This window comes from Rhizobacter sp. Root1238, from assembly GCF_001425825.1.
Classification (GTDB): Bacteria; Pseudomonadota; Gammaproteobacteria; order Burkholderiales; family Burkholderiaceae_C; genus Rhizobacter.
The window spans coordinates 152797-177231 of sequence record NZ_LMDM01000049.1 but is presented as its reverse complement, the minus strand read 5'-3'; the positions used below and the strand labels follow the sequence as shown (position 1 = coordinate 177231).

Genomic DNA, 24435 nt, shown 5'->3' with positions numbered 1-24435 from the left:
CGCGTGGTCCTCAGTGGCCCAGGTAGACATCGATCACCTTCGGGTCGGCCTGCACCTGCTCCATCGAGCCTTCGGCGAGGATCTTTCCCTGGTGCATCACCGTCACCTTGTGGGCGATCTGCTTGACGAAATCCATGTCGTGCTCGATCACGATCATCGAGCGGCCCTTGCAGATGCGCTTCAGCAGCTCGGCCGTCAGCTCGCGCTCGCGCACGCTCATGCCGGCGATCGGCTCGTCGAGCATCAGCAGCTCCGGGTCCTGCATCAGCAGCATGCCGATCTCGAGCCACTGCTTCTGGCCGTGCGACAGCAGGCCGGCCTCCAGCGCGAGCTGGTCGGCCAGGCCGATCTCGGCGGCCACCGACTGCACCGCGTCGCGCACCTCGGCATCGCGCTTGAATGCAAGCGCACCGAACACGCCGCGCCCGCGCGGAAACGACACCTCCAGGTTCTGGAACACGCTGAGGTTCTCGTAGATCGACGGCGTCTGGAACTTGCGGCCGATGCCGGAGCGCACGATCTGGTATTCGGGCAGCCGGCTCATCTCGGCGTTCTTGAACTTGATGCTGCCGGCGCTCGCGCGGGTCTTGCCGCAGATCAGGTCGAGCAGCGTGGTCTTGCCGGCGCCGTTCGGCCCGATGATCACGCGCAGCTCGTTCTTGTCGACGTACAGCGTCAGCGCGTCGATCGCCTTGAAGCCGTCGAACGAGACGGTCAGGTCCTCGACCGCCAGCACGAAATCGGTGTTGCTCATGACAGCCCCCACGTCGCTTCGCTCCTGCCCCCCGAGGGGGCGCCGACTGGTCCCCCGGGGCGGCCCGGGGGAGCGGCCGTTGCTTGATCGGTCGCTTCGCTGCGCTTGCTCGTCCTGCGCAACCACCACGGCTTCAGCTTGTCGGCATACAGCCCGGCGAGCCCGTCGGGGAACGCCAGCACCACGCCGAGGAACATCGCCGCCATCAGGAACAGCCACAGGTCGGGCAGGCTCTCGGAAAAGTAGGTCTTGCCGAAGTTGACGAGCAACGCGCCGTACACCGCACCCACCAGTGACATGCGCCCGCCCACCGCCGCGAAGATCACCATCTCGATGCTCGGGACGATGCCCACCAGCGACGGCGACATGAAGCCCACCTGCAACGTGAACAGCGCCCCGCCGATGGCCGCCAGCAGCGCCGCCAGGCAGAACGCGAACACCCGGAACATCGCGACGTCGTAGCCCGAGAAGCGCACGCGGTCTTCCTTGTCGCGCATCGCGAGCAGCAGCGTGCCGAGCTTGCTCTGCTGGATCCAGCGGCACACGACGATGGCGCCGATCAGCAGCGCCACCGTCAGGAAGTACAGGATGTACTTCGCGCCGTTGCTGCGGGTGTCCCAGCCGAGCAGCGTCTTCAGGTCGGTCATGCCGTTGACGCCGCCGGTGTAGCCCTGCTGGCCGATGATCAGCACCGTCAGGATCAGCGCCACCGCCTGCGTGATGATCGCGAAGTACACCCCGCCGACCCGCCGCTTGAACATCGCGTAGCCGATCACGAACGCCAGCAGCGTCGGCACCGCGAGGATCGCGAGCAACGCGAACGGGAAGTGCCGGAACGGCTCCCACCACAAAGGCAGCGCGGTGAGCTGGTTCCAGTCCATGAAGTCGGGGATGCCCGGCGTCGACTGGATCTTCGTCGTGACGGGGTCGCTCGCCTCGAGCTTCAGGAACATCGCCATGCCGTAGCCGCCGAGGCCGAAGAACACGCCCTGCCCGAGGCTCAGCACGCCGCCGTAGCCCCACAGCATCACGAGGCCGAGCGCGACGAAGGCATAGCTCAGGTACTTGCCGACGAGGTTGAGGCGGAACAGGTCGAAGACCAGCGGGAACACCACCGCCAGCACCAGCGCGAGCAGCAGCACGCTGCCCATGCCGCTGCGGTCCAGCCACTGCTTGATGCGATTCATCGGATTGCCCTGGGTGAGGTGGAAGGAATCAACGCCGCACCTTGGCCGCGAACAGCCCCTGCGGCCGCACCATCAGGATCAGCACGATCAGCGACAGCGTCAGCACCTTGGCCATCGAGCCGGTGATGAAGAACTCGGCGATCGACTGCGTCTGCGCGATGCCGAAGGCCGAGACCACGGTGCCCAGCAGGCTGGCCGCGCCGCCGAAGGTGACGACCAGGAAGGCGTCGACGATGTACAGCGAGCCGCTGGTCGGGCCGGTGGAGCCGATGGTGGTGAACGCGGCACCCGCGACGCCGGCGATGCCGCAGCCGATCGCGAAGGTCAGCCGGTCGGTCTGCCGCGTGTTGATGCCGGTCGCGTTGGCCATCACGCGGTTGGCCACCGTGGCGCGCACCCGCAGGCCCCAGCGCGAGCGGTACAGCGCGAGCAGCACGCCGCCGGTGACGACCGCCGTCAGCGCCATCACGAACAGCCCGTTGATCGGGATGTCGAGGCCAGCCGACGGGGCCCAGGAGCCCATCAGCCAGTCGGGCAGCGTCGGGCTGACCTCCTTCGCGCCGAAGGTGGAGCGGAAGATCTGCTGCATGCCCAGCGACAGCCCCCAGGTGGCCAGCAGCGTGTCGAGCGGGCGGCGGTACAGGTGGCGGATGAACAGCCACTCGACCGCCCAGCCGGCGGCGAACGCGAAGCCGAACGCGGCGACGATCGCGACCGGGAAGTACGCCCCCACCAGCTTGGGTGCATAGCTTTCGGCCAGGTGCGAGAACAGGTAGATCGTGTAGGCGCCGATCGTCATGAACTCGCCGTGGGCCATGTTGATAACGCCCATCTGGCCGAAGATGATGGCCAGGCCCAGGCCCATCAGCAGCAGCACCGAGAACAGGCTCAGGCCGGCGAAGCCTTGCATCAGCGAGATGTTCAGGATTTCGGAGAGGGTCATGGCGTGGCGATGCTCGTGGGGGGGCCCTTCGACCCTCTGTTTACTGGTAGCCCTTCGGGAACGGATTCGGCTCGATGAGCTCCGGCGACTCCGCGACCACCTTGAACTGCCCGTCCGCCTGCGCGATGCCGATGCGCGTCTTGCTCCACAGGTGGTGGTTCTCGTGCACCTTCACGTAGCCCTCGGGCGCGGTCTTCAGCTCGATCCCCGCCGACGCGGCGGCGATCTTGTCGACATCGAAGCTGCCGGCCTTCTCGACCGCCGCCTTCCACAGCCACGGGCCGAGGTAGCCGGCCTGCGTCACGTCGCCGATCACCGAACTCGGGCCGTACTTGGTGCGGAACGCCGACACGAAGGCCTTGTTGTTCGCGTTGTCCAGCGACTGGAAGTACTTCATCGACGCGTAGAAGCCGGCCATGTTCTCGCCGCCGATGCCCAGCACCTCGTCCTCGGTCACCGAGATCGTCAGCAGGAACTGCTTGTCGGCGGTGACGCCGGCCGCCTTCAGCTGCTTGTAGAACGCGACGTTCGAGCCGCCCACCACCGCGACGAAGATGCAGTCGGGCTTGGCGACCTTGATCTTGTTGATCAGCGAGTTGAAGTTGGTGTGGCCCAGCGGGTAGTACTCCTCGCCGACCACCTTGCTGCCGGCCAGGTGCCCCTCGATGTGCTTGCGGCCGATCTTCATCGAGGTGCGCGGCCAGATGTAGTCGGAGCCGACCAGGAAGTAGGTCTTGGCCTTCTTCTCCTTGGCCGCCCAGTCGAGGCCCCACAGGATCTGCTGCGTCGCCTCCTGGCCGGTGTAGATCACGTTCTTGCTTTGCTCCAGGCCTTCGTAGAAGGTCGGGTAATAGAGCATGCCGTTCTCCTTCTCGAAGATCGGCAGCACCGCCTTGCGCGAGGCCGAGGTCCAGCAGCCGAACACGCAGGCCACGCGGTCGTTGACCAGCAGCTTCTTCGACTTCTCGGCGAAGGTCGGCCAGTCGGACGCGCCGTCCTCCTTGATCACCTTGATCTTGCGGCCCAGCACGCCGCCCATCGCGTTGATCTGGTCGATCGCGAGCTGCTCGGCCTGGATCGAGCCGGTCTCCGAGATCGCCATCGTGCCGGTGCCCGAGTGCAGCTGGCCGACCGTCACCTCGGTGTCGGTGACCGCCAGCTTCGTCGTGTTGACCTTGGCGGTCGGGGCGGCTTGCGCCAGCGCGAGGCCCGAAAGCCCGGCCAGCGGCAGCGCGGCGGCGCCTTGCAGCAGCCGGCGGCGCTGCATCGAATCGGGCTGGAGATCGTCGTTGCGGTCTTGGGACATGGAAGGCTCCGTGCAGGTTGAGGGCATCGTCGTCACGCTCGGCACCAAGCCTGTGCGGTGCCGCGTCGTTCACGCTGGTGCCGACTGTCCCGGATGGCGTGCGCAACCCGAATACGTCAATCAACGTAGCGCCGGCCGCGCCGCGCGAGGCGACACTCGCGCCGCACCGAGCAGCGCGAGCGGCGGGAGCGCTTCTTGCAAGCAGGAGCCGACACTGCCGTCGTTGTCGGAGAAACCGGTGTCCGTGGCCACGCAAAAGATCTTTCGCATCCGCCGGGACTACAACACCTGGGTCGGCAACGAGACGCTCGAGGACTACGCGCTGCGCTACACGCCGCGCAGCTTCCGCAAGTGGAGCGAGTTCCGCGTCGCCAACACCGCGTTCGGCGCCACCTCGTTCCTCGCGCTCGAGGCCATCGGCGGCTCGATCGCGATCGGCTACGGCTTCTCGAACGCGCTGTGGGCGATCCTCGTCGTCGGGCTGATCACCTTCCTGACCGGGCTGCCGATCAGCTACTACGCGGCGAAGTACGGCGTCGACATGGACCTGCTGACGCGCGGCGCCGGCTTCGGCTACCTCGGCTCCACGCTGACCTCGCTGGTCTACGCGAGCTTCACCTTCATCTTCCTCGCGCTCGAGGCGGCGATCCTCGCGCTCGCGCTGCAGATGTACTTCGACTGGCCGCTGTCGCTGTGCTACCTGCTGTCGTCGCTGGGCATCGTACCGCTGGTGATGCACGGCATCACGCTGATCTCACGGCTGCAGCTGTGGACGCAGCCGCTGTGGCTCGCGCTGCTGGTCTGCCCCTACGCCTTCGTGCTCGCGAAGAACCCGCAGGTGTTCGCCGATTTCACCGGGCTGGTCGGCCGCGCCTCGGGCAGCAACGGCTTCAGCTGGCTGATGTTCGGCACCGCGGCCACCGTGGCGTTCTCGCTGGTGGTGCAGATCGGCGAGCAGGTCGACTACCTGCGCTTCCTGCCCGAGAAGACGCGCGCCAACCGGCGCCGCTGGTGGGCCGCGGTGCTGGTGGCCGGGCCCGGCTGGATCGTGCCCGGCATGGTCAAGATGCTGGGCGGCGCGTTCCTCGCCTTCCTCGCGCTGCAGCACCAGATCCCGACCGAGAAGGCGGTCGAGCCCACGCAGATGTACCTCGCCGGCTTCGGCTACGTGTTCGACAACCCGGCCTGGATCCTCGGCGCGACCACGCTGTTCGTGCTGGTCTCGCAGCTGAAGATCAACCTGACCAATGCGTATGCCGGCTCGCTCGCCTGGTCGAACTTCTTCGCGCGGCTGACGCACAGCCACCCGGGCCGCGTGGTGTGGCTGGTGTTCAACGTGCTGATCGCGGTGCTGCTGATGACGCTCGGCGTGTTCGAGGCGCTGGAGCGGGTGCTCGGGCTGTACAGCAACGTTGCGATCGCCTGGGTGGGCGCGCTCGTCGCCGACCTCGTGATCAACAAGCCGCTCGGCTGGAGCCCGCGCCACATCGAGTTCAAGCGCGCGCACCTGTACGACATCAACCCGGTCGGGCTGGGCGCGATGTTGAGCGCGGCGGTGCTCGCGATCGTCGCCTACGCCGGCGCGCTCGGCGCCGCGGCGCAGGCCTTCGCGCCGTTCATCGCGCTGGCCACCGCGATGGGGGTGTCGCCGCTGCTGGCCTGGGCGACGCGCGGGCGCTGGTACCTGGCGCGGCGCGACACCGCGCGCTGGGCGGCCGGCCAGAGCGTGACCTGCACGGTCTGCGACAACGCGTTCGAGTCCGAGGACATGGCCCACTGCCCGGCCTACGGTGCGCCGATCTGCTCGCTGTGCTGCACGCTGGAATCGCGCTGCCATGACCGTTGCAAGACCGATTCGCGCGCCGCCGAGCAGGTCAGCGCGGTGCTGGCCGCGGTGCTGCCGCAGCGGCTCGCGTCGCGGGTGAACTTCCGCGTCGCCCACTACCTGGTGGTGGCGGCCTCGCTGATCGGGCTGCTGGCGGTGATCCTCGGCGTGGTCTACGACCAGGAGGGCGTGCTGCACGCGACCGCGCAGGCGGCATTGAAGGCGCCGCTGCTGAAGGTGTTCGCGCTGCTGTCGCTGGCCGCGGCGGTCGGCGCCTGGTGGGTGGTGCTGGGCAGCGAGAGCCGGCACATGGCGCAGGACGAATCGAACCGGCAGAACCAGCTGCTGACGAAGGAGATCGATGCGCACCGCCGCACCGATGCCGCGCTGCAGGCGGCGAAGGACCTGGCCGAGGCCGCCAACCAGGCGAAGACGCGCTACGTGGCCGGCATGACGCACGAGCTGCGCACGCCGCTGAACAGCATCCTCGGCTATGCGCAGATCCTGCTGAAGGACGAGCAGGTGCAGGGCGTGCGGCGTGCGTCGGTCGACACCATCCACCGCAGCGGCGAGCACCTGCACGGCCTGGTCGACGGGCTGCTCGACCTGGCGCGCATCGAGGCCGGGCGGCTGCGGCTGGACATGGCGCCGCTGCCGATGCACGAGTTCCTCGACGACCTGGTGCGCATGGTGGCGCCGCAGGCCGAGGCGAAAGGCCTCGTCTTCACGCTGCAGACCAGCGGCCGCGTGCCCGACCACGTGAACGCCGACGCGAAGCGGCTGCGCCAGATCCTGATCAACCTGCTGAGCAACGCGGTGCGCTTCACCGACCGCGGCATCGTGACGCTGAAGCTGGACTACCGGCTGGAGCTCGCGCGTTTCGAGGTGGTCGACACCGGCATCGGCATCGCGGTGCAGGACCAGGAGCGCATCTTCCTGCCGTTCGAGCGCGGCAGCGCCGGGCGGCGCACCGGCGAGCCGGGCACCGGGCTCGGACTGACCATCACGCACCTGCTGACCCAGCTGATGGGCGGCGAGCTGTCGCTGAAGAGCGCGCCCGGCCAGGGCAGCACCTTCACCGCGCGGCTGTACCTGCGCGAGATCCGCGCGCCGATGCTGCCGCGGCGCACGCACCGGCCGGTCACCGGCTACCTGGGACCGCGGCGCAGCCTGCTGGTGGTGGACGACCAACCGACGCAGCGCCAGATGCTGGCCGGCCTGCTGATGCCGCTGGGCTTTCGCATCCGCGAGGCAGCCAGCGGGCGCGAATGCCTGGAGAGCGTGCTCGACGACTGCCCCGATGCGGTGCTGCTCGACGTCTCGATGGACGACATGGACGGCTGGCAGACGGCGCGCCAGATCCGCGCCGCCGGGCTGTTGCACGTGCCGATCCTGATGGTGTCGGCGAACGCTTTCGAGAACCAGGCGGACAAGCTGGCCGCGGCCGGCTGCCAGGGTTTCGTCGACAAGCCGGTGATCGAATCGGAGCTGCTCGGCATGCTGCAGCGGCACCTTCAGATCGAGTGGCTGGCCGAGCTGGCGCTGCCGAACTGGGCGGTGCCCGGCGCGCCCGAGCGGGCGGGGGCGACGGCGCTGCCGGCCGAGCTGATCGGCGACCTGATCCGGCTGGTGCGGCTCGGCCACCTGCAGGGCGTGCAGGCGGCGCTCGACGCGGCGACCGGGGAGCACCCGGCAGCGCAAGCCGAACTGCGCGCGATGCAGCTGCTGGTGGAGCGCTTCGAGCTGGACGCGCTGCTCGACCGTCTGACGCAGGCGCTGGGCGACGTGTCGACGGAGGCGCCGTGAGCGCGTCGCCGGTGGTGCTGGTGGTCGACGACGCGCCGCAGTCGCTGGGCGCGCTGTGCGTGTCGCTCGAGGCCGAGGGCTACACGGTGCTGGTCGCGCGCGACGGCGAGTCGGCGCTCGCGCGGCTGGACCTCGCGACGCCGGACGCGATCCTGCTCGACGCGCTGATGCCGGGGCTGTCGGGCTTCGAGACCTGCCGGCGCATCAAGCAGGACCCGGCGCTGTCTCACATCCCGGTGATCTTCATGACCGGCCTGTCGGAGACGCCGCACATCGTCGAGGGCTTCGAGAGCGGCGGCGTCGACTACGTCGTGAAGCCGGTGCGGGCGCAGGAGGTGCTGGTGCGGCTGGCCACGCACGTGCGCAATGCGCGCGCGGTGCGGCTCGCGCGCGAGGCGGTGGACGTCGGCGGGCATGGCGTGCTGGTGCTCGACGCGCGGGGGCGCGTCGCGTGGCGCTCGCCGCAGGCGGCGGCGTGGCTGCGCGAGTTCCATCCGGACGGCTTGCCGCCGGCGTGGGCGGGCGACGGCCCGCTCGAGCACCGCAGCGCCGCCGTGGACGGCCGGGTGCTGGCGGTGCGCCACGCCGGTGCGGTCGGGCTCGGCGAGTGCATGCTGCTGCTGCGGGTGCAGGCCGCCAGCGACGCGCTGCCGACGCGCCTCAGCACCGCATCGCTGACACCGCGCGAGACCGAGGTGCTGTCATGGATCGCGAAGGGCAAGACCAACCGCGATGTCGGCGAGATCCTCGGCATGAGCCCGCGCACCGTGAACAAGCACCTCGAGCATGTGTTCGAGAAGCTGGGCGTGGAGACCCGCGCCGCGGCGGCGGCGCTGGCGAGCCGGGAACTCGGCTGAGCCGGGTCTTTCTCGCGCGCTTCACACGGACTTCGCGCCCGCGTCGCGGCCGGCCGGCACATTCGCCGGCATGCACGACACCGCTCCCCTCCCCGCTCCCTCGTTGCCGGCCGCATCGGGCTGGTGGACCTCGCGCCTCCAGGCCCTCGACTTCGCGTGGCGTGCCGAGGGCCTGCGCTGGATGCGCCGCGGCCGCGACCTGGTCGACCGATGGAACGGCACCCGCTTCGCGATCACCCGATCGGCATCGCAGGACCCGGTGCATGCCGAGTGCATCACGCCGTTGTGGACGCAACACGCGCCGCACGAATGGCCGCTGACCGCCGGCAAGGTCCACAACCTGCGGACGGCAGCCTCGCGGCTCGACGGACTCGTCGTGCAAGCCGGCGAAGTCTTCAGCTTCTGGCATGCGATCGGCGCCCCGACCCGCCGCCGCGGCTTCGTCCCCGGCCGGGAGTTGCGCGAGGGCTGCCTGGTCGCGAGCATCGGCGGGGGCCTGTGCCAGCTGTCGAATGCGCTGTATGCCGTGGCGCTCGATGCCGGGGCGCGGATCGTCGAGCGCCATCCGCATTCGCGTGCCGTGCCGGGTTCGCAGGCCGAGGCAGGGCGCGACGCGACGGTGTTCTGGAACTACCTCGACTTGCGCTTCGCGCTGCCGCAGCGTTTCGTCGTCGAGGCGCGGCTCGACAGCGAGCGCTTGATCGTCCGGCTGCGCGGTGCGTCGCCGCCGGCGCGGTCGGCACGGCCCGTTCCGATCGAGCCCGAGCGTCGACCGCCGGCGCACGACTGCCTGGACTGCGCGCAAGCGGACTGCCTGCGCCGCGTGGCTTCGCGCCCCGTCGGCGATCGGGTCGCCGCGATGCCGGTGGCCGGCTGGCCGGAGTTCGACACCTGGCTCGCCGCTCGCGGCATCCGCCTTCGCGCGACGTCGCCGACCGGCCTGGCCGAGCGCTGGCATCGGCTCGCGGCGCACGCCTGCCGCCATCGACCGGCGCGGCGCCAGCACCACCTGGTCGCCGCCGACGATGCGCGTGCCACGGCCTGGCTTGCGCGGGTGCCGACCGAGGCCGACGAACTGATCGTTCCGGTCGAGGCGCTGGCCGAACTGCAGCGCCGCGGCGCGCTCGGCGGCCGCCGCGTGACGGTGATGATGACCCGGTCGCCGCTGCGCATGCTGCATCAGCAGCTGGACGGCCAGGCCGGCGAACCGGCCGCGGCCGGCCTGCGCGAGTACCGTGCGCCGGACTGGCGCGTCGATGCCGAGTGGACAGCGCTGCGTGGCGCGGTTCGCGTGCTGACGCCGCACCATGCGGTCGCCCGCTGGTTGCGGACCCGCGGCCTCCATCAGGTGGACCTTCTCGAATGGGACCGGCCCGCGGCAACGCCTTCAGCGCGCGGCAGCACGCTGCTCTTTCCAGCCTCGTCGCTGGCGCGCAAGGGCGCGCCGGCGCTGCGCGAGGCCTGCCGGGCGCTCGGGCTGCCGCTGGCCGTGCTCGGCCGCGCCAGCGAATCGCCCGGCTTCTGGCATGGCCTCGCGCCGGTGCCGCTCGATGCGGACGACCCGTGGCACGGCATCGGCGCCGTGGTGCTGCCGGCGCATGTCGAGCATGCGCCGCGCTGGCTGTTGCAGGCGCTCGCCCGCGGCCTGCCGGTCATCGCGACGCCGGCGTGCGGGCTGGACCCGCGCAGCCCGGGCCTGCGCCTGGTGCCGGCCGGTGACGCGCTGGCACTGACGCTGGCCCTGTACGAGACCGTCTGAGCCACCCGCGCGCTCAGGCCACCGGCGACACGAACGCGATCAGCCGCCCGAGGCGCCGGATCACATCCGCCGTCACGATGAACTGCGGCTTGTCGCGCTTCACGTAGGGCGCGATGTCCGGTGGGTTGTCGGCCGGGTACGGCGAGGTGTCATAGATGTCGCCGACATGCTTGCTGCGGTAGGCGGTGCCGGTGTACGGCGTCGCCGGCCCGTCGCCGCGGTACGGGTTCACCACCTCGGGCACCGGGGCCGTCCAGTAGTTCTTCGTGCCGAGGTCGGCGACCAGCGTGTCGACCTCGGTCTGCGGCACCACCGGCGTCGTCATCTTCGCGCCCGCGAACAGGTCGGGGAAATCGACCTCGCGGATGCCGAAGAACTTCGGCAGCGCCGTCGGCTGCGTCGCCTTCAGCGGCGAGCGTGCCACCAGTTCGGCCACCGCCGCGTCGCTCATCCCGGCGAGATCGTCGTAGCGCTTCTGCAGCCCGGCGATGTCGATCGAACGCCCGGCCGAGTAGTGGCTCAGCGTGTTCGTCAGGTCCTTGTCGGCGAAGTAGGCGCCGTTGTGGATGTTGGAGCCGTAGCGGTGCACGAACAGCGACTCGTTGCTGTCGAGCTCGATGAAGGTGGCGTGCGTGCGGCCGTTGAGCAAGGCATTGCGCTGGATCGCATCGGCCGGCAGCGGCACCGTCTTCAGCCACGCGATGGCTTCGGGGATGCGCGCGAGGAACTTGCGGTCGCCGGTCAGCGTGAAGTAGTGGAACAGCTGCTGGATGTTGGTCTGCGTGGTGTGCGTGGCCAGCGAGCGCGGCTCGTAGGTGCGCGCGCCGGCGGCAGCGCCGGCCGGGCGGCCGTTCGTCTCGCGCGACAGGTGCTGCAGGCTCCAGCCGGCCTGCGGCCCGGGCTGCTGCATCGCGCGCATGCACTCCATCGCGCGGCCGATGTTGTCCAGCAGGTCGGTGCGGCCGAGCGCCAGCACGCACATCGTCAGGAACTTGATGTTCTCGCCCATCACGTCGTCGTTGAAGGTGACGTGCAGCGTGTAGTCGCCGTCCTCCATGCCGGCATGCGCACCGGCCGGGAGCTGCTCGGGGTTCGGCTGCGGCATGCTGGCCTTCGAGCCGGCGTAGTGCGGAAAGCGCTGCGGCCAGCCGCCGTTGGCGATGCCGAGCTCGGCGCCAAACTGGGCCTGCTTGATGAAATCGATTGCTCGATTCAGCGGCGCTTCGAAGCGCGCGTCCTTCTTCTCGAGCCACATGCGCAGCATCAGCTGCGAGGCGACCGCAGTGCCGGCATCGTCGAAGGTGGCGTTGCCGTAGTAGTTCTGGAATTCCTCGAGGCGCCAGCCGTTCTTGCCGATGGTCTCGTACCAGTGCTTCAGCGACTCTTCGCCGGCGAAGTCGTGGATGTAGTTCCAGCCGCCCGAAGCATGCTGCGCCGCGACGACCGCGAGCGCGGTGCGCTCGGCGGCCTGGTAGAAGCGCTCGTCGCCGGTCGCGTGGTACGCATCGAGGAACACGTTGCCGACCGACGGCGTGCCGGGCGGCTGGATCCAGCACATCGTGCGCTTGGCCTCCATCTCGCCGAAGGTCTGCGTCAGGTCCGGCGAGTACGACCAGACGTAGCCGCCGCGGTACGAGACCTTTTCGTCCATGTAGGCCACCGCGCGTTTCATCGCGTCGATCGCGGTGCCTTGCGCGGTGGGCGGCGGCACCGGGTTGTCATCGTCGCCACCGCCACAGGCGGCCAGGGCGATGGGGCTCAGTGCGGCCCCGAGAAAGCTGCGTCGTTGCATGTTGTCTGCCTCCTGATGTTATGAAGTGACAAACGATTTCATCGTGTGTCATCAGTCATCGTACAACTCAGGAATCAACGGCTTACTGGGGCTATCCCTGTCGGATTGCACGCGATTCGACACATTTAAAGCGGCTCGTCCTCAAGAGATACGATGACTAACTGCGTCCGTCGCATGCCGGGGCGACACGCCCCGGCGCCCTATACTTGCCGCCAGCGCTGATTTGTTCCGGCTTGCGGGCGCTTTAAAAAACCAGCTAAAGAATGGACGCACCCACAGGTGTCCCGATTCTTGGCGACGCCGGTTTTCTTTTCAGGGTGTGTGTCCACATGAGTTCCGTGGGTGATGTGAAACCGCAGGTGATGCAGTTCACCGAAGCGCTGCCGCTGCGCAGCGGCGCCAAGCTGAGCGACTACACGCTCGTCTACGAAACCTACGGCACGCTGAACGCCGACCGCAGCAACGCGGTGCTGGTGTGCCACGCGTTGAACGCGTCGCACCATGTCGCCGGCACGCTGGAGGGCGAACCGCGCAGCGAAGGCTGGTGGGACAACCTGGTCGGCCCGGGCAAGCCCCTCGACACCGACCGCTTCTTCGTGATCGGCATCAACAACCCCGGCTCCTGCTTCGGCTCGACCGGCCCGATGCATGTCGACCCGGCCACCGGCCGCGTCTACGGCGCCGATTTCCCGGTCGTCACGGTGGAAGACTGGGTCGATGCGCAGGCCCGGCTGCTCGACCGGCTGGGCATCGCCCAGCTCGCCGCGGTGCTCGGCGGCAGCCTGGGCGGCATGCAGGCGCTGAGCTGGTCGCTGCGTTACCCGGACCGGCTGCGCCACTGCATCGCGGTGGCCACCGCGCCGAACCTGTCGGCACAGAACATCGCGTTCAACGAGGTCGCGCGGCGCGCGATCGTCACCGACCCCGAATTCCACGGCGGCCACTACTACGGCTACCGCGTGGTGCCGCGGCGCGGGCTGCGGGTGGCGCGGATGATCGGCCACATCACCTACCTGAGCGACGACGCGATGGAGGCCAAGTTCGGCCGCGGCCTGAAGAGCGGCTCGCCGGGCTACAGCACGCAGGACATCGAGTTCGAGATCGAGAGCTACCTGCGCCACCAGGGCGACAAGTTCAGCGAGTACTTCGACGCCAACACCTACCTGCTGATCACGCGTGCGCTCGACTACTTCGACCCGGCACGCGAGCACGGCGGCGACCTGAGCGCGGCCTTCGCCGCCGCGCGCTGCAAGTTCCAGCTGGTGAGCTTCACGACCGACTGGCGCTTCTCGCCGGAGCGCTCGCGCGAGATCGTGCGCGCGCTGCTCGACAACCGCTTCGACGTCAGCTACGCCGAGATCGACGCGCCGCACGGGCACGACGCCTTCCTGCTCGACGACGCGCGCTACCACGGGGTGCTGCGGGCGCGCTTCGACAACATCGCGAAAGAATTCGCCGGAGCCCGCGCATGAGTGATCGCAAGGACATCGAACTCATCGCCGAGATGGTGCCCATCGGCTCGCGCGTGCTCGACCTCGGTTGCGGCAACGGCGAGCTGCTCGCCCACCTGCGCGACAAGCGCCAGTGCAGCGGCTACGGCATCGAGATCTCCGACGCCAACGTGCTGTCGTGCACGCAGCGCGGCGTCAACGTGATCCAGCTGAACCTCGAGGAAGGCCTCTCGATGTTCGAGGATCGCAGCTTCGACGTCGTGCTGCAGCTCGACACGCTGCAGCACCTGCGCAACACCGAGCGCATGCTGATCGAGACGGCGCGCGTCGGCCGGGTGGGCATCGTCAGCTTCCCGAATTTCGCGCACTGGGCCAACCGGCTGCGCATTGCGAGCGGGCGCATGCCGGTCACGAAGACGCTGCCCTACGAGTGGTACGACACGCCGAACATCCGCGTCGGCACGTATGCGGATTTCGAGGTGCTGGCGCGCAAGAGCGGGCTGCAGATCCTCGATTCGTTCGGCATCCAGAACGGCACGGTGCGCCGGCGCCGGCCGAACCTGACCGCGAGCGTCGCGGTGTTCAAGTTCGAGAGGGCCTGAGCTTCAGTCCTTGGTCAGGCGCTTCAGCAGCGCGGCGCCGGTCAGCAGTTCGAGCTGCGCTTCGAGCCGGATCACGCGGCCGGTCAGGTCCTCGATCTTCTGCTGCTGGGATTTCATCGCCTCGGACTGGCGGTTGACCTTGTCCTCGAGCTTGATGACGGAGGTGAACGCACTCCAGACCTTGTCCGTGACCCCCATCAGGCGGCCTTGCGCGCCGGGGTTCGGGCCGCCTTGGCTTCCATCGCGACAATGCGCTGGTTGCTGGCAGCGATGAAGTCGAGCGCATCGTCGATCGACGCGGCGGCGCGGTCGGCGGCGTCCCGGGCCGCTTCGGCCAGGGCCTGCAGGTCGGCCTCGCCTTCGGTGGTTTCGTAGGCCGCGGCACCGCGGCGCATCAGTTCGGAGATCGGCAGGCCGAGCCGCTCGGCCTTCGCGGCAATCGCCTTCTTTTCCTGGGAGGTGGCTTGCACCACGATGCGTTCAACGGCTCCGGACACGGCACGCTCCAGCGGGTTCAGGGGATGGACATGATATGTACATGATCCCGCCGCAGCTGGCAAGCGCGGTGGGGGCATCGCCCCGCCGGAGCTGCTGCTATTCCTTGTCGCGCCCCAGCAGTGCGGCCTTCAGCAGGTGGTCGGCTGGCGCATCGCCGACCCAGATCTTCAGCACCATCGCGAAGAACTCCGCATCGCCCACCGGCTCGCCCTGCGGCTGGCCCATGATGTAGAAGGTGGTGCCCTTGCCCGGCACGAACTCCATCGCGAAGGTCTCGCCAGCCGCCATCTTCGAGCGGCCGGAGAAGATCTCGATCAGCCGGGTCGCCGACAAGGTGTGCTTCTGCACCATCTCCTTCGGCGAGTTCTCCGACATGCCCTTGATGAACAGCCGCCCGAGGTCGGTGCCCGGCAGGTCGCGCAGCGCAGTGAACTGCAGCCGCTTCGGACCGGGCAGCGCGATCAGCTCTTCCGGCGTGCCGACCTTCTTGCTGGTGTACAGCCCCAGGTCGTAGACCTTGAAGATGGCCTTGAAGCGCGTTCCCGCACCGTTCAGCAACAGCGGCGTGCCCTGCACCTGCAGCATCGGCTCGAACTTGCTCGTCGTCTGGGCGGCCTCGGCGGCCCCGGCGATCAAGGCCAGCCCGAGCGTCAGGGCGGCGAAGGGGGTGCGGATCGCGTGGGTGCGAATCAAGATCATGCGTCTCCTCGGGACCATCTGTTTATAGGATGGCGCCGATTATTCGGGCTTATGCCGGCCGCAACAAGCCGGCGAACCCGGCCCGATCGACGGATCGCACGATCGTTCGTGAACCCTGGCGCGGTGATCTTTGGGAACTCCGCGCGTTTTCGACCAGCACCGAATCGCCGAACTCGTGCGTGCGGTAGCCGCCGGCCACCAGCGCCGCATCGGCGCGGTGCAGCACCGCGGCATCGACGAAGGCCTGCAACAGCGCGTGGTGGCTGCTGCCCGCCTCGTGCGTGCCGCTGACGATCGCGTCGACCACCTGCAGCCGGCTGTGCGGCCCGAGCCGTTGGTTTGCCAGCCCCTCGCCGGCGCGCAATGGCCCGCCCTGCGCCGCATGCTCGAGCGCCCGCGTGACGGTGGTGCCGAGCGCGACGATGCGCCCGCCGCTGCGCCGGGTGTCGGCGATGGCCTGCACCGTTGATGCCGGCAGGTGGTAGGGCTCGTCGAACGGCAGCCGCGCGTCAAGGACCGCATCGCCGGTCGACGACAGGCCCGCCGCGTGCGTCAGCGTCGCGAAGCCGATCGCGCGCTCGCGCAGCGTGTGCAGCATCTGCCAGTCGAGCACGAAGCCGGCCGACGGCGGCTCGAACGCGACCGGCTGTGCCGCGACGCGCGTCCACACGTCCCACAGCGCGAGCGGCTGCGGCAGGTGGGCGTACTGGATCGGCCGGCCGTGGCGGGCGATGCCGGCGCGGATGCCGTCGGCGTCGCCGTCGAAGTGCAGCGCCACCAGCCGCGGGTGGTCGAGCAGGCGCACGACGCGCGCCTGCAGCGGGCCGAGCTGCAGCCGGTCGCCCGCGCTCAGCGGCGGTGGCGCGGGACGGTCTTCGGTGCGGGTGCGGAAGTCGCCGGCACCGAAGGCGACCGCGGTGAAGTCGTGCACCGCATCCACCTGCAGCGACGGCCGCCCGGCCAACCGCACCTCGATCGCAGCGCCGCTGCGCAGGTGCGTGCCGTGCAGGCTGGCCGGCAGCGTCGCCGCATCGTTGGCCACCAGCAGGTCGCCGGGGCGCAGCCAGTGGGCCAGCCGTGTCCGCTCGGCATGGTGCAGCTCGCCATGCCGGTCGATCACCAGCAGGCGCGCGTCGCGCGGGCGCTGGGTCGGCACCGCGGCGGCCCTCATGCGGCCTCCCGGTGCGCGACGGTGTTGGCGACCAGCGCGACGATCGGCCGCGCCGCATCGGCCGGGCGCTGCAGCGCGGCCGGGTCGGCATCGGGCGCGGCCAGCGCATGCAGCGGCGTGTCCATGTCGCCCGGGTCGACCGAGAACACGCGCACGCCGTGCTCGCGCAGCTCGGCATCCCAGATGCGGCTCAGGTGGTGCAGCGCGGCCTTGCTGGCACCGTACGCGCCCCAGCCGGGGTACGGCGTGACGGCGGCATCGCTGCTGATGTTGAGCACCAGCCCCTGCGCCCCGCCACGCGCCGACGCGGCCAACGCGCCGAGCAGCGCCTTGCCGAGGCGGAACGGGCCGAGCAGGTTGGCGGCCAGTGCGGCCTCAAGGTCTTCGCAGTCGGTGTCGGCCAGCAGCGCGAGCGGCACCGGACCGAGGCTCGACGCGTTGTTGACCAGCACGTCCAGCCCGCCGAGCGCGGCCGTGACCTGCAGCGCGATCGGGTGGATGTCGTCGCGGCGCGCGATGTCGCCGACGATGCCGTGGCTGCCCGGCAGGTCGTGCGCGACCCGCCGCACGCGGGCCGCATCGCGGGCGATGAAGGCGACGCGCGCGCCGCGGGCCGACAGCGCCTGCACCAGCGCGAGGCCGAGGCCCGAGGTGCCGCCGGTGATGGCCACGCGCAGGCCGGCCAGCGGATCGTCTCGAAGGATGTTCATGGGGTGCTCCGTGAAGTGATGGCTTCACGATAGGCAGCACCACCCGCATCGCCCAGCGCACGGACCGATCCGTTGGCGAAGCGTCCGTTCCGTCGTCACGGCGGCCCCATGTGGTCACAATGCGGCCCTCATGAGCGAGCCCGCCGCCCCCTCCAGCGATCACACCAGCCCGACAGCCAGCCACCTGGCCCGCAACCTCGTCAGCCTGCGCCACGCGCGCGGGTTGACGCAGGACGGCCTCGCGAAATCGGCCGCGCTGCCGCGCTCGACGATCGCGACGCTGGAGTCCGGCGACGGCAACCCGTCGCTGTCGGTGCTGGTGAAGGTGGCCGGCGCGCTCGGCGTGCCGATCGACGAGCTGCTCGCGTCGCCGCGCGCGCTGGTGCGTCATTGGGCCGCCGACGAAGTGGCGCTGCGCAGCCGGCCGGCCGGCAAGGGCCGCGGCGTCATGCTGCGCGTGCTGGTGCCCGAATCGGTGCCGGACGAGATGATGGAGGTGATGGACTTCGAGCCCGGCGCGGTGATGGGCGGCACGCCGCACCTGCCGGGCACGCGCGAGTTCTTCACCTGCCTGGACGGCCGCGTGCACCTGATGGTGGCCGGCGAGCGCTACACGCTGGCCGAAGGCGAGGTGCTGGCCTTTCCCGGCAACCTGCCGCACTCGTACCAGAACGCGGATGCGCTCGCGCCTGCGCGCGGCATTTCGTTGGTCGTGCTCGCCAAGGCGGGCGTGTAGGAAGGCTACCCCTCTGCGCTGTGGGGAATGCACTGCGCCCCTATGCTTGCGCCCGCAATTTCGCACCCGAGGAGAAATTCGAATGACATTCACGCCCTGGATTCGCAACGGCGTCGCCACGCTGATCGGTTCGCTGGTGCTTGCCACCGCCGCGCAGGCCGGCGCGCCGCAGGTCAAGACGCAGGCTCCCGGCTTCTACCGGATGATGCTCGGCGACATCGAGGTCACCGCGCTGAACGACGGCACGCTCGACCTGCAGCCCAAGCAGCTGCTGACCAACACGACGCAGAAGGAAGTCGGCAAGCTGCTCGACAAGGGCTTTCAGAAAGACGTCGTGCAGACCTCGGTCGACGGCTACCTGGTCAACACCGGCAGCAAGCTGGTGCTGGTCGACACCGGCGCCGGCAAGCTGTTCGGCCCGACGCTGGGCAGCCTGGTCGCCAACCTGAAGGCGGCCGGCTACCAGCCGGAGCAGGTCGACGAGATCTACATCACGCACATGCACGGCGACCACGTCGGCGGCCTCGTGGCCGACGGCCAGCTGGTGTTCCCCAACGCCATCGTGCGCGCCGACCAGCATGACGCCGACTTCTGGCTCAGCAAGGAGAACCTCGACAAGGCCCCGGAAAAGATGAAGGGCTTCTTCCAGGGCGCGCAGGCCTCGCTGAACCCGTACGTCGCCGCCGGCAAGTTCAAGCCGTTCGACGGCGAGACCGAGCTGGTGCCGGGCGTGCGCGCGATCGCCGCGCGCGGCCACACGCCGGGCCACTCGATCTATGCGGTCGAGTCGAAGGGCCAGAAGCTGGTGCTGTGGGGCGACCTGATGCACGTCGCCGCGGTGCAGTTCCCGCAGCCGCAGGTCACGATCTCGTTCGACACCGATTCGAAGTCGGCCGCGATCCAGCGCAAGAAGGCATATGCCGAGGCCGCGAAGGAAGGCTACTTCGTCGCCGCCGCCCACCTGCCGTTCCCGGGCATCGGGCACATCCGCGCCGAAGGCCGCGGGTATGTGTGGGTGCCTGTCGACTACCAGCAGATCCGCTGAGCGGGAGCCACCTCGTACCGAGGCTTCACTGCTTCAGCGAGTCGACAAACTCCTTCAGAAGCTGGTTGAACGCCTCGGGCGCCTCCAGGAAGACGCTGTGGCCCACCCCGGCGATCTCTTGAGGCTTGCCGCCATGGATGTTTCGGTAGTCGAGACTGCGCAGATAGTCGTTGTTGATGCCCTTGTCGCCCTCGCCGCAGACCACCAGCAGCGGAAGCGGCGAGGCCCCGACCAGCGCACGTTCGTCGCAACCGCCCGATCCGTCCACCATGGCGGCGCACATGGTTGATCGTGCGGCACCATCCGTGTTCATGGCCGATGCGACGAAGTGCTTCAGCGCCTCTGCCGGCACGTCCCCGCGCCCACCCGCCTCGACGAACGTCATGGCCTCCTCCTCGCTGAAGGACGCTGCCTGGCCCATCAACCGGAGAATCCTGGCGTCGGCAGACAGCTTGAAGCCGCTCGACACGCCCGACCCGCTCAGCTCGATCGGCGGCGCTCCGGTGATCGCCACGCCCGCGAGCCGATCCGGACACAAGGCCATCAACTCCATCGCCACGTGCCCGCCCAGGGACCAGCCGCACAGCATGGCCGGCCCTTCCACCAGCTGATCCAGCACTTCCTTCACGACCCCGGCGTAGCCCTTGAACGTGTAGACGTCCGCCGGATTGCTACACACCTTCTCGCTCTGGCCGTGCCCGGGCAGGTCGACCGCGATCAAGCGACGCCCCGGCAAGGCCGATTCGAACTGGCGCAGGAAGAACTCCTTGCTGGCCGAATTGGCGTGGATGAACAGCATCGGCACGCCGTCGCCCGCGCGCTCCAGGCACGCGACCCGGCCCGAGCTCGTGCCGAGGAGGAACGCGCGCAAGCCCTGCCCGTTCATGAACGGTGCGACATCGATTGGCACGGTATCGACCAGGCGCGGCATGGGCCGCCTCGTTTCGGCCGGCGTGATGGTCGACATTCCCGGTCCTTCGACCTTGCCCTTGGGCTGCATCTCATCTCCTGGTGGGTTGGGCGATCGCACACCGATCGCCCAGCCTGAGTCACCAGCTCAACGGCAAGGTTCCATCCCTCAATCCTGCGCGACCACCACCTGCACGCCCAGCGCCTCGACCTCGGGCCAGGCGCGGTCGCTGACCAGCGTGTGCGCCTCGCGCCACTGCGCGACCGCGAACGGCGACACGTTGTTCTGCTTCGAGTGATCGGCCAGCACCATCGTGCGGGCCGCGGCGCCGATCATCGCGCGCTTGGTCGCGGCGTCGGCCTCGTCGGTGACGGTGATGCCCATGCGCAGGTCGACCGAGCAGGCGCCCGGCACCGCCCAGTCGGCGCGGCACTGCTGCAGCATCTCGCGCGCGGCCGGCCCCCACAGCGCGCGCGCCTGCACGTGCCAGGTGCCGCCGGTCAGCACCAGTTGCACGCCGGGGTCGCGGTCGAACAGCGCCGCGACGTCGAGCGAGTTCGTGATCACCGTGACCGGCCGCACCGCCAGCGCGCGCGCCAGGCTCAGCGAGGTCGAGCCGGCATCGATGATCACCGTCTGGCCCGGCTCGATCAACGCCGCGCCGGCCCGGCCGATCGCCTGCTTGGCATCGGCCATCACGTCGACGCGCCCCGCGAAATCGAGCCGCGCGGTGTCCAGCGACACCGCGCCGCCATGCGTCTTGTGCAGCGCGCCCTGCGCCTGCAGGTCGAGCAGGTCGCGGCGGATCGTGTGCTCGGACACGCCCATCATCCGAGCAAGGTCGAGCACCTCGACGCGCCCCTTCTCCTGCAACAGCTTCAGTGTGCGGGCTCGGCGCTCTTCGCCGAACCAGGGAGGGGCAGGTGTCTTGCGGACCATCGTGGCGAGAATTCTAGCTTGCCCGGCCCGATCGCTTGCTCTAATATGCTCGATCTTGATCGATTTCGCTCAAGCTTGTCACGCCTTCCGGAGCCGCCATGTCTTCCTCTCCCACCGCCTCGCGGGCCGAGCACCTCGCGATGGCCGCCGTGTTCTTCGCCAACGGCGCCGGCTTCGCGAGCTGGGTCTCGCGCATCCCGGCGGTGCGCGATGCGCTGAGCCTGAGCGAAGGCCAGCTCGGCATGGCGCTGCTGGCGATGGGCGCCGGCGCGCTGGTGTCGTTCCAGCTCGCCGGACGTGGCATCGGCCAGTTGGGCGCACGCGGACTGACGCTCGCGACCGGCTTCGTCTACTGCTTCCTGCTGCCGCACCCGGTGCTGGTCGGCTCGCTGCTGCCGCTGGCGTTCACGCTGTTCCTGCTCGGCGCGGCCAACGGCGCGATGGACGTCGCGATGAACGCGCTGGCCGTCGAGGTCGAGTCGCGCCGCGGCAAGCCGATCATGTCGGGCCTGCACGGGCTGTGGAGCGCCGGCGGGCTGTGCGGCGCGGCGCTCGGCGGCACGATGGCGCACCACGGCGTCGCGCCGGGGCTGCACATCGGCGTGGTCGCCGGGCTGCTCGCGCTGGTGCTGCTGGTCGCGATGCGCTGGCTGCAGGCCACGCCGCCGAAGCCGGCCGAGCCGGCACCGCATTTCGCGCTGCCCGAGCCCGGCATGGGCGGCCTCGGCGCGATCGTGTTCTGCGCGTTCCTGATCGAAGGCGGCATGGCCGACTGGAGCGCGGTCTATGTGAAGGACGGCCTCGGGCTCAGCGCCGCGCTCGGCGCCTTCGGCTACGCCGCGTTCGCTTGCGCGATGATGGTGCTGCGCCTGGCCGGCGACCGGCTGATGGCGGTGTGGCGCGCCGCCACGCTGCTGCGCGCCGGCAATGCGGTGGCCGCGCTGCTCTTCGCGGCGGCACTGCTCACGCAGCATGCCGGCCTGACGCTCGCGGCCTTCGTCGCGGTCGGGCTCGGCGTCGCCACCGTCGCCCCGCTGGTCTTCGGCACCGCCGCACGGCGCGCGCGCCGCGGTCCGGGCCAGGGCATCGCGGCGATGGCCACGCTCGGCTACGGCGGCTTCCTGCTCGGGCCGCCGCTGATCGGCTGGCTCGCGCAACTGACCAGCCTGCGCTTCGCGCTGCTGGTGCTGGCCGGCCTGGCAGCGACTATCGCGCTGCTCGCCCACCACCTCGACGAACCCCGGCCGGTGCCGGCGACGAACCCGGCACGGGCGTGATCGTCGGCACGGCGGGCGGCGGCGCCATGCCCGCCAGATAGCCTTCCAGCGTCTGCCGGCCGACCCGCACCAGGTCGAACGAGTCCGGCTCCAGCAGCCAGGTGCGGATCAGCCCGTCGATCAGCGCATGCAGCCCGATCGCTGCCGTGCGCGCCGGCGTGCGCAGCACGATCTGGCGGCGCTGCACCGCCCGCTTCAGCGCGCTCTCGACGCGCGCGAGCATCTCGTTGTGCACCTGGCGGTGGCGCTCCCACACCTTGTCGAGATCGTCGATGTACTCGACCTTGTGGGATGCGATGTCGAACACCCGCCGCACCTGCGGGTCGTGCACCGTCTTGCGCAGGGCATCGACAAAGCTTTCCAGAATGTGATCCACTGGCGCGTCCAACTGCGGGTCGTCGCTCGCGTGAACCATCTGCTCCATCGGCAAGGTCACGCGCAGCATCATCGCGTTGAAGAGGTCGCCCTTGTCCTTGAAGTGCCAGTAGATGGCGCCGCGGGTCAGGCCGGCCGCCAGCGCGATGTCGTTGAGCGAAGTGCGCGACACGCCACGCTCCTGGAACACCAGCTCGGCGGTGTCCAGGATGTGGCTGCGGGTGGCCTGGGCCTCTTCTTTCGTGCGTCGCGCCATCGCGTGGCGACTCCTCGGTGATCGGTGCCGGCAAGCACTCGGCAAGAGCGCAGCCGCTACCGTGCAGGTAAACGGGACATTTACATTCAATCGTGTATGTATACTAACCCGCATCGTCGACAAGTCCAGCCGGGTTCTCACCCGGCCTTTGCGCTTTGTCGGCTTTCCCCCAGCTCATCAGGCGCCCGCGGCGGGCGCAGCATCCGGAAGGAATTTGCATGTCTGCGTTGAAGAACGTCGCGGCGGAAAGTGCTGCTGTTGTGTCCCCGGTCCGTGGCGCGCTGAAAGCGCTGCCGCTGGCGATCGTCGCCGCGTTGCTGGTGGCCTGCGGCGCCAAGGACGGCGCGGCCGGCGGCGCCGGTGCAGCCCCGGGTGGCGCCGGCGCCCCGCCACCGCCCGAGGTGGGGGTGGTGACCGTCGCGCCGCGCGAGGTCGGCCTGGTGACCGAGCTGCCGGGCCGGCTCGAGGCCTCGCGCGTCGCGCAGGTGCGGGCCCGCGCGGCCGGCATCCTGCAGAAGCGGCTGTTCCGCGAAGGCAGCGACGTGAAGGCCGGCCAGCCGCTGTTCCAGATCGACGCCGCGCCGTACCTCGCGAGCCAGCAGAGCGCCCAGGCCACGCTGGCCCGCGCGCAGGCCAACCTGACGCAGGCCACCGCGCAGGCCGAACGCTACAAGCCGCTGATCGAGGCCAACGCGATCAGCAAGCAGGACTTCATCAACGCGGTCGCCGCGCAGAAGTCCGCCGAGGCCGATGTCGCATCGGCTCGCGCCGCGCTGCAGACCGCGCAGATCAACCTCGGCTACGCCGCCGTCACCTCGCCGATCGCGGGCCGCATCGGCCGCGCGCTGGTGACCGAAGGCGCGCTGGTCGGCCAGGGCGAGGCGACCCAGCTCGCCGTGGTGCAGCAGATCAACCCGATGTACGTGAACTTCACGCAGTCCACCACCGAGACGCTGAAGCTGCGCAAGGCGCTCGAGGCCGGCAAGCTCAAGCGTGCAGGCAGCGGCGAGGCCGCCCAGGTGCGCATCGTGCTGGAAGACGGCACCGAGTACGCGAAGCCCGGCCGGCTGTTGTTCTCCGACCTGACGGTCGATCCCACGTCGGGCCAGATCACGTTGCGCGCCGAGGTGCCGAACGCCGACGGCCTGCTGCTGCCCGGCATGTACGTGCGCGTGCGGCTCGAGCAGGCGCAGGTCGACGGCGCGATCGCGCTGCCGCAGCAGGCGGTCACCCGCAGCAACCAGGGCGACACCGTGATGGTGGTCGGCGCCGACGGCAAGGTCGCGCCGCGCCCGATCAAGATCGGCTCGGCCGCGCAGGACGGCCAGTGGCTCGTCACCGACGGCCTGAAGCCCGGCGAGCAGGTGATGGTCGACGGCTTCCAGAAGCTGCGCGGCCCGGGCCCGGTGAAGCCGGTGCCGTGGCAGCCGCGCGCGGCGTCGGCCGCGGCGGCGGCATCGGCCGCACCCGCGCCGGCGTCTGCCGCGTCAGGCGGCTGATCCGCACTTCCCACAAGACAGAACCAGCGAGCCTTCCT

General features: G+C 69.7%; 22 protein-coding genes and 1 riboswitch. Of the genes, 9 read left to right on the top strand and 13 right to left on the bottom strand.

The window, feature by feature from the left end:
• Positions 1-10 precede the first annotated feature (10 nt).
• From urtD to urtA, 4 genes are read right to left on the bottom strand one after another with little or no spacing between them, the layout of a single operon-like run.
• Complete coding sequence (gene urtD / locus ASC98_RS27915) at positions 11-754, bottom strand: urea ABC transporter ATP-binding protein UrtD (protein WP_056813567.1); 744 nt, start codon at positions 752-754, stop codon at positions 11-13.
• Positions 751-1941 carry an urea ABC transporter permease subunit UrtC gene (urtC, locus tag ASC98_RS27910; RefSeq protein WP_056813564.1) on the bottom strand — a complete coding sequence of 397 codons (1191 nt, stop codon included), beginning with the start codon at positions 1939-1941 and terminating at the stop codon, positions 751-753. The genes urtD and urtC overlap by 4 nt, the downstream gene beginning before the upstream one ends.
• 28 nt (positions 1942-1969) lie before the next feature.
• Complete coding sequence (urtB, locus tag ASC98_RS27905; protein ID WP_056813562.1) at positions 1970-2884, bottom strand: urea ABC transporter permease subunit UrtB; 915 nt, start codon at positions 2882-2884, stop codon at positions 1970-1972.
• 40 nt (positions 2885-2924) lie between these two features.
• Positions 2925-4190 carry an urea ABC transporter substrate-binding protein gene (urtA, locus tag ASC98_RS27900; protein WP_056813559.1) on the bottom strand — a complete coding sequence of 422 codons (1266 nt, stop codon included), beginning with the start codon at positions 4188-4190 and terminating at the stop codon, positions 2925-2927.
• Between the two features lie 238 nt (positions 4191-4428).
• Between urtA and ASC98_RS27895 the strand changes: the two genes are divergently transcribed.
• From ASC98_RS27895 to ASC98_RS27885, 3 genes are all read left to right on the top strand, one after another.
• Positions 4429-7821 (top strand): ATP-binding protein, encoded by a 3393-nt coding sequence (locus tag ASC98_RS27895; protein ID WP_056813814.1) that lies wholly within the window; start codon positions 4429-4431, stop codon positions 7819-7821.
• Positions 7818-8678 carry a response regulator transcription factor gene (locus ASC98_RS27890; protein WP_056813557.1) on the top strand — a complete coding sequence of 287 codons (861 nt, stop codon included), beginning with the start codon at positions 7818-7820 and terminating at the stop codon, positions 8676-8678. Before ASC98_RS27895 ends, ASC98_RS27890 begins: the two co-directional genes overlap by 4 nt.
• A gap of 70 nt (positions 8679-8748) precedes the next feature.
• A complete protein-coding gene (locus ASC98_RS27885; protein WP_162249269.1) occupies positions 8749-10437 on the top strand; it encodes a VanW family protein in 1689 nt (562 codons plus the stop codon).
• Positions 10438-10450: 13 nt separating this feature from the next.
• On the opposite strand, the gene ASC98_RS27880 is transcribed toward ASC98_RS27885, so the two are convergent.
• Entirely contained in the window at positions 10451-12229 is a 1779-nt protein-coding gene (locus ASC98_RS27880) for a pectate lyase (RefSeq protein WP_056813551.1), read from the bottom strand.
• 205 nt (positions 12230-12434) lie between these two features.
• Positions 12435-12512: riboswitch (SAM riboswitch) on the top strand.
• Positions 12513-12558: 46 nt separating this feature from the next.
• Between ASC98_RS27880 and ASC98_RS27875 the strand changes: the two genes are divergently transcribed.
• Together ASC98_RS27875 and metW are read left to right on the top strand one after the other, a co-directional pair.
• Positions 12559-13701, top strand: a complete 1143-nt coding sequence (locus tag ASC98_RS27875; RefSeq protein ID WP_056813547.1) for a homoserine O-acetyltransferase — start codon at positions 12559-12561, stop codon at positions 13699-13701.
• Positions 13698-14282: a methionine biosynthesis protein MetW gene (metW, locus tag ASC98_RS27870; RefSeq protein ID WP_056813544.1), complete on the top strand. Its 585-nt coding sequence runs from the start codon at positions 13698-13700 to the stop codon at positions 14280-14282. Before ASC98_RS27875 ends, metW begins: the two co-directional genes overlap by 4 nt.
• Before the next feature lie 3 nt (positions 14283-14285).
• Here metW and ASC98_RS27865 read toward each other — a convergent pair whose 3' ends face one another.
• From ASC98_RS27865 to ASC98_RS27845, 5 genes are all read right to left on the bottom strand, one after another.
• The gene (locus ASC98_RS27865; RefSeq protein WP_056813541.1) at positions 14286-14480 is read right to left on the bottom strand and encodes a hypothetical protein; all 195 of its coding nucleotides are present in this window, start codon (positions 14478-14480) and stop codon (positions 14286-14288) included.
• Complete coding sequence (locus ASC98_RS27860; RefSeq protein ID WP_056813538.1) at positions 14480-14779, bottom strand: hypothetical protein; 300 nt, start codon at positions 14777-14779, stop codon at positions 14480-14482. Before ASC98_RS27860 ends, ASC98_RS27865 begins: the two co-directional genes overlap by 1 nt.
• A 97-nt stretch (positions 14780-14876) precedes the next feature.
• Positions 14877-15479, bottom strand: a complete 603-nt coding sequence (locus tag ASC98_RS27855) for a chalcone isomerase family protein (RefSeq protein ID WP_056813535.1) — start codon at positions 15477-15479, stop codon at positions 14877-14879.
• Positions 15480-15528: 49 nt separating this feature from the next.
• Positions 15529-16650, bottom strand: coding sequence for an S-adenosylmethionine:tRNA ribosyltransferase-isomerase (locus tag ASC98_RS27850; protein ID WP_056813532.1), 1122 nt, complete (start codon positions 16648-16650; stop codon positions 15529-15531).
• Complete coding sequence (locus ASC98_RS27845) at positions 16647-17360, bottom strand: SDR family oxidoreductase (RefSeq protein ID WP_056813529.1); 714 nt, start codon at positions 17358-17360, stop codon at positions 16647-16649. Before ASC98_RS27845 ends, ASC98_RS27850 begins: the two co-directional genes overlap by 4 nt.
• Positions 17361-17490: 130 nt before the next feature.
• Here ASC98_RS27845 and ASC98_RS27840 point away from each other — a divergent pair, with 130 nt between their 5' ends.
• A complete protein-coding gene (locus ASC98_RS27840) occupies positions 17491-18096 on the top strand; it encodes a cupin domain-containing protein (protein WP_056813527.1) in 606 nt (201 codons plus the stop codon).
• 82 nt (positions 18097-18178) lie between these two features.
• A complete protein-coding gene (locus tag ASC98_RS27835; RefSeq protein ID WP_056813524.1) occupies positions 18179-19141 on the top strand; it encodes an MBL fold metallo-hydrolase in 963 nt (320 codons plus the stop codon).
• A gap of 25 nt (positions 19142-19166) precedes the next feature.
• Here the strand turns inward: ASC98_RS27835 and ASC98_RS27830 are convergent, their stop codons facing one another.
• Together ASC98_RS27830 and ASC98_RS27825 are read right to left on the bottom strand one after the other, a co-directional pair.
• Positions 19167-20141: an alpha/beta fold hydrolase gene (locus ASC98_RS27830; RefSeq protein ID WP_056813519.1), complete on the bottom strand. Its 975-nt coding sequence runs from the start codon at positions 20139-20141 to the stop codon at positions 19167-19169.
• Positions 20142-20219: 78 nt separating this feature from the next.
• Positions 20220-20990: a DeoR/GlpR family DNA-binding transcription regulator gene (locus ASC98_RS27825; RefSeq protein WP_082541906.1), complete on the bottom strand. Its 771-nt coding sequence runs from the start codon at positions 20988-20990 to the stop codon at positions 20220-20222.
• 98 nt (positions 20991-21088) lie between these two features.
• On the opposite strand from ASC98_RS27825, the gene ASC98_RS27820 reads away from it, so the two are divergent.
• The gene (locus tag ASC98_RS27820; protein WP_082541905.1) at positions 21089-22267 is read left to right on the top strand and encodes an MFS transporter; all 1179 of its coding nucleotides are present in this window, start codon (positions 21089-21091) and stop codon (positions 22265-22267) included.
• Here the strand turns inward: ASC98_RS27820 and ASC98_RS27815 are convergent.
• Positions 22197-22898, bottom strand: a complete 702-nt coding sequence (locus ASC98_RS27815; RefSeq protein ID WP_056813510.1) for a TetR family transcriptional regulator — start codon at positions 22896-22898, stop codon at positions 22197-22199. The two genes, ASC98_RS27820 and ASC98_RS27815, sit on opposite strands and share 71 nt — an antisense overlap.
• Before the next feature lie 227 nt (positions 22899-23125).
• Here ASC98_RS27815 and ASC98_RS27810 point away from each other — a divergent pair, with 227 nt between their 5' ends.
• Entirely contained in the window at positions 23126-24397 is a 1272-nt protein-coding gene (locus ASC98_RS27810; RefSeq protein ID WP_369820448.1) for an efflux RND transporter periplasmic adaptor subunit, read from the top strand.
• The last annotated feature ends 38 nt before the right edge of the window (positions 24398-24435 follow it).

Excerpts from the sequence above, each read along its gene's own strand:
- urtD (WP_056813567.1), bottom strand. The coding sequence starts at position 754 with ATGAGCAACACCGATTTCGTGCTGGCGGTCGAGGACCTGACCGTCTCG.
- urtC (WP_056813564.1), bottom strand. The coding sequence starts at position 1,941 with ATGAATCGCATCAAGCAGTGGCTGGACCGCAGCGGCATGGGCAGCGTG.
- urtB (WP_056813562.1), bottom strand. The coding sequence starts at position 2,884 with ATGACCCTCTCCGAAATCCTGAACATCTCGCTGATGCAAGGCTTCGCC.
- urtA (WP_056813559.1), bottom strand. The coding sequence starts at position 4,190 with ATGTCCCAAGACCGCAACGACGATCTCCAGCCCGATTCGATGCAGCGC.
- ASC98_RS27885 (WP_162249269.1), top strand. The coding sequence starts at position 8,749 with ATGCACGACACCGCTCCCCTCCCCGCTCCCTCGTTGCCGGCCGCATCG.
- ASC98_RS27880 (WP_056813551.1), bottom strand. The coding sequence starts at position 12,229 with ATGCAACGACGCAGCTTTCTCGGGGCCGCACTGAGCCCCATCGCCCTG.
- ASC98_RS27875 (WP_056813547.1), top strand. The coding sequence starts at position 12,559 with ATGAGTTCCGTGGGTGATGTGAAACCGCAGGTGATGCAGTTCACCGAA.
- metW (WP_056813544.1), top strand. The coding sequence starts at position 13,698 with ATGAGTGATCGCAAGGACATCGAACTCATCGCCGAGATGGTGCCCATC.
- ASC98_RS27865 (WP_056813541.1), bottom strand. The coding sequence starts at position 14,480 with ATGGGGGTCACGGACAAGGTCTGGAGTGCGTTCACCTCCGTCATCAAG.
- ASC98_RS27855 (WP_056813535.1), bottom strand. The coding sequence starts at position 15,479 with ATGATCTTGATTCGCACCCACGCGATCCGCACCCCCTTCGCCGCCCTG.
- ASC98_RS27850 (WP_056813532.1), bottom strand. The coding sequence starts at position 16,650 with ATGAGGGCCGCCGCGGTGCCGACCCAGCGCCCGCGCGACGCGCGCCTG.
- ASC98_RS27845 (WP_056813529.1), bottom strand. The coding sequence starts at position 17,360 with ATGAACATCCTTCGAGACGATCCGCTGGCCGGCCTGCGCGTGGCCATC.
- ASC98_RS27840 (WP_056813527.1), top strand. The coding sequence starts at position 17,491 with ATGAGCGAGCCCGCCGCCCCCTCCAGCGATCACACCAGCCCGACAGCC.
- ASC98_RS27835 (WP_056813524.1), top strand. The coding sequence starts at position 18,179 with ATGACATTCACGCCCTGGATTCGCAACGGCGTCGCCACGCTGATCGGT.
- ASC98_RS27830 (WP_056813519.1), bottom strand. The coding sequence starts at position 20,141 with ATGCAGCCCAAGGGCAAGGTCGAAGGACCGGGAATGTCGACCATCACG.
- ASC98_RS27825 (WP_082541906.1), bottom strand. The coding sequence starts at position 20,990 with ATGGTCCGCAAGACACCTGCCCCTCCCTGGTTCGGCGAAGAGCGCCGA.
- ASC98_RS27820 (WP_082541905.1), top strand. The coding sequence starts at position 21,089 with ATGTCTTCCTCTCCCACCGCCTCGCGGGCCGAGCACCTCGCGATGGCC.
- ASC98_RS27815 (WP_056813510.1), bottom strand. The coding sequence starts at position 22,898 with ATGGCGCGACGCACGAAAGAAGAGGCCCAGGCCACCCGCAGCCACATC.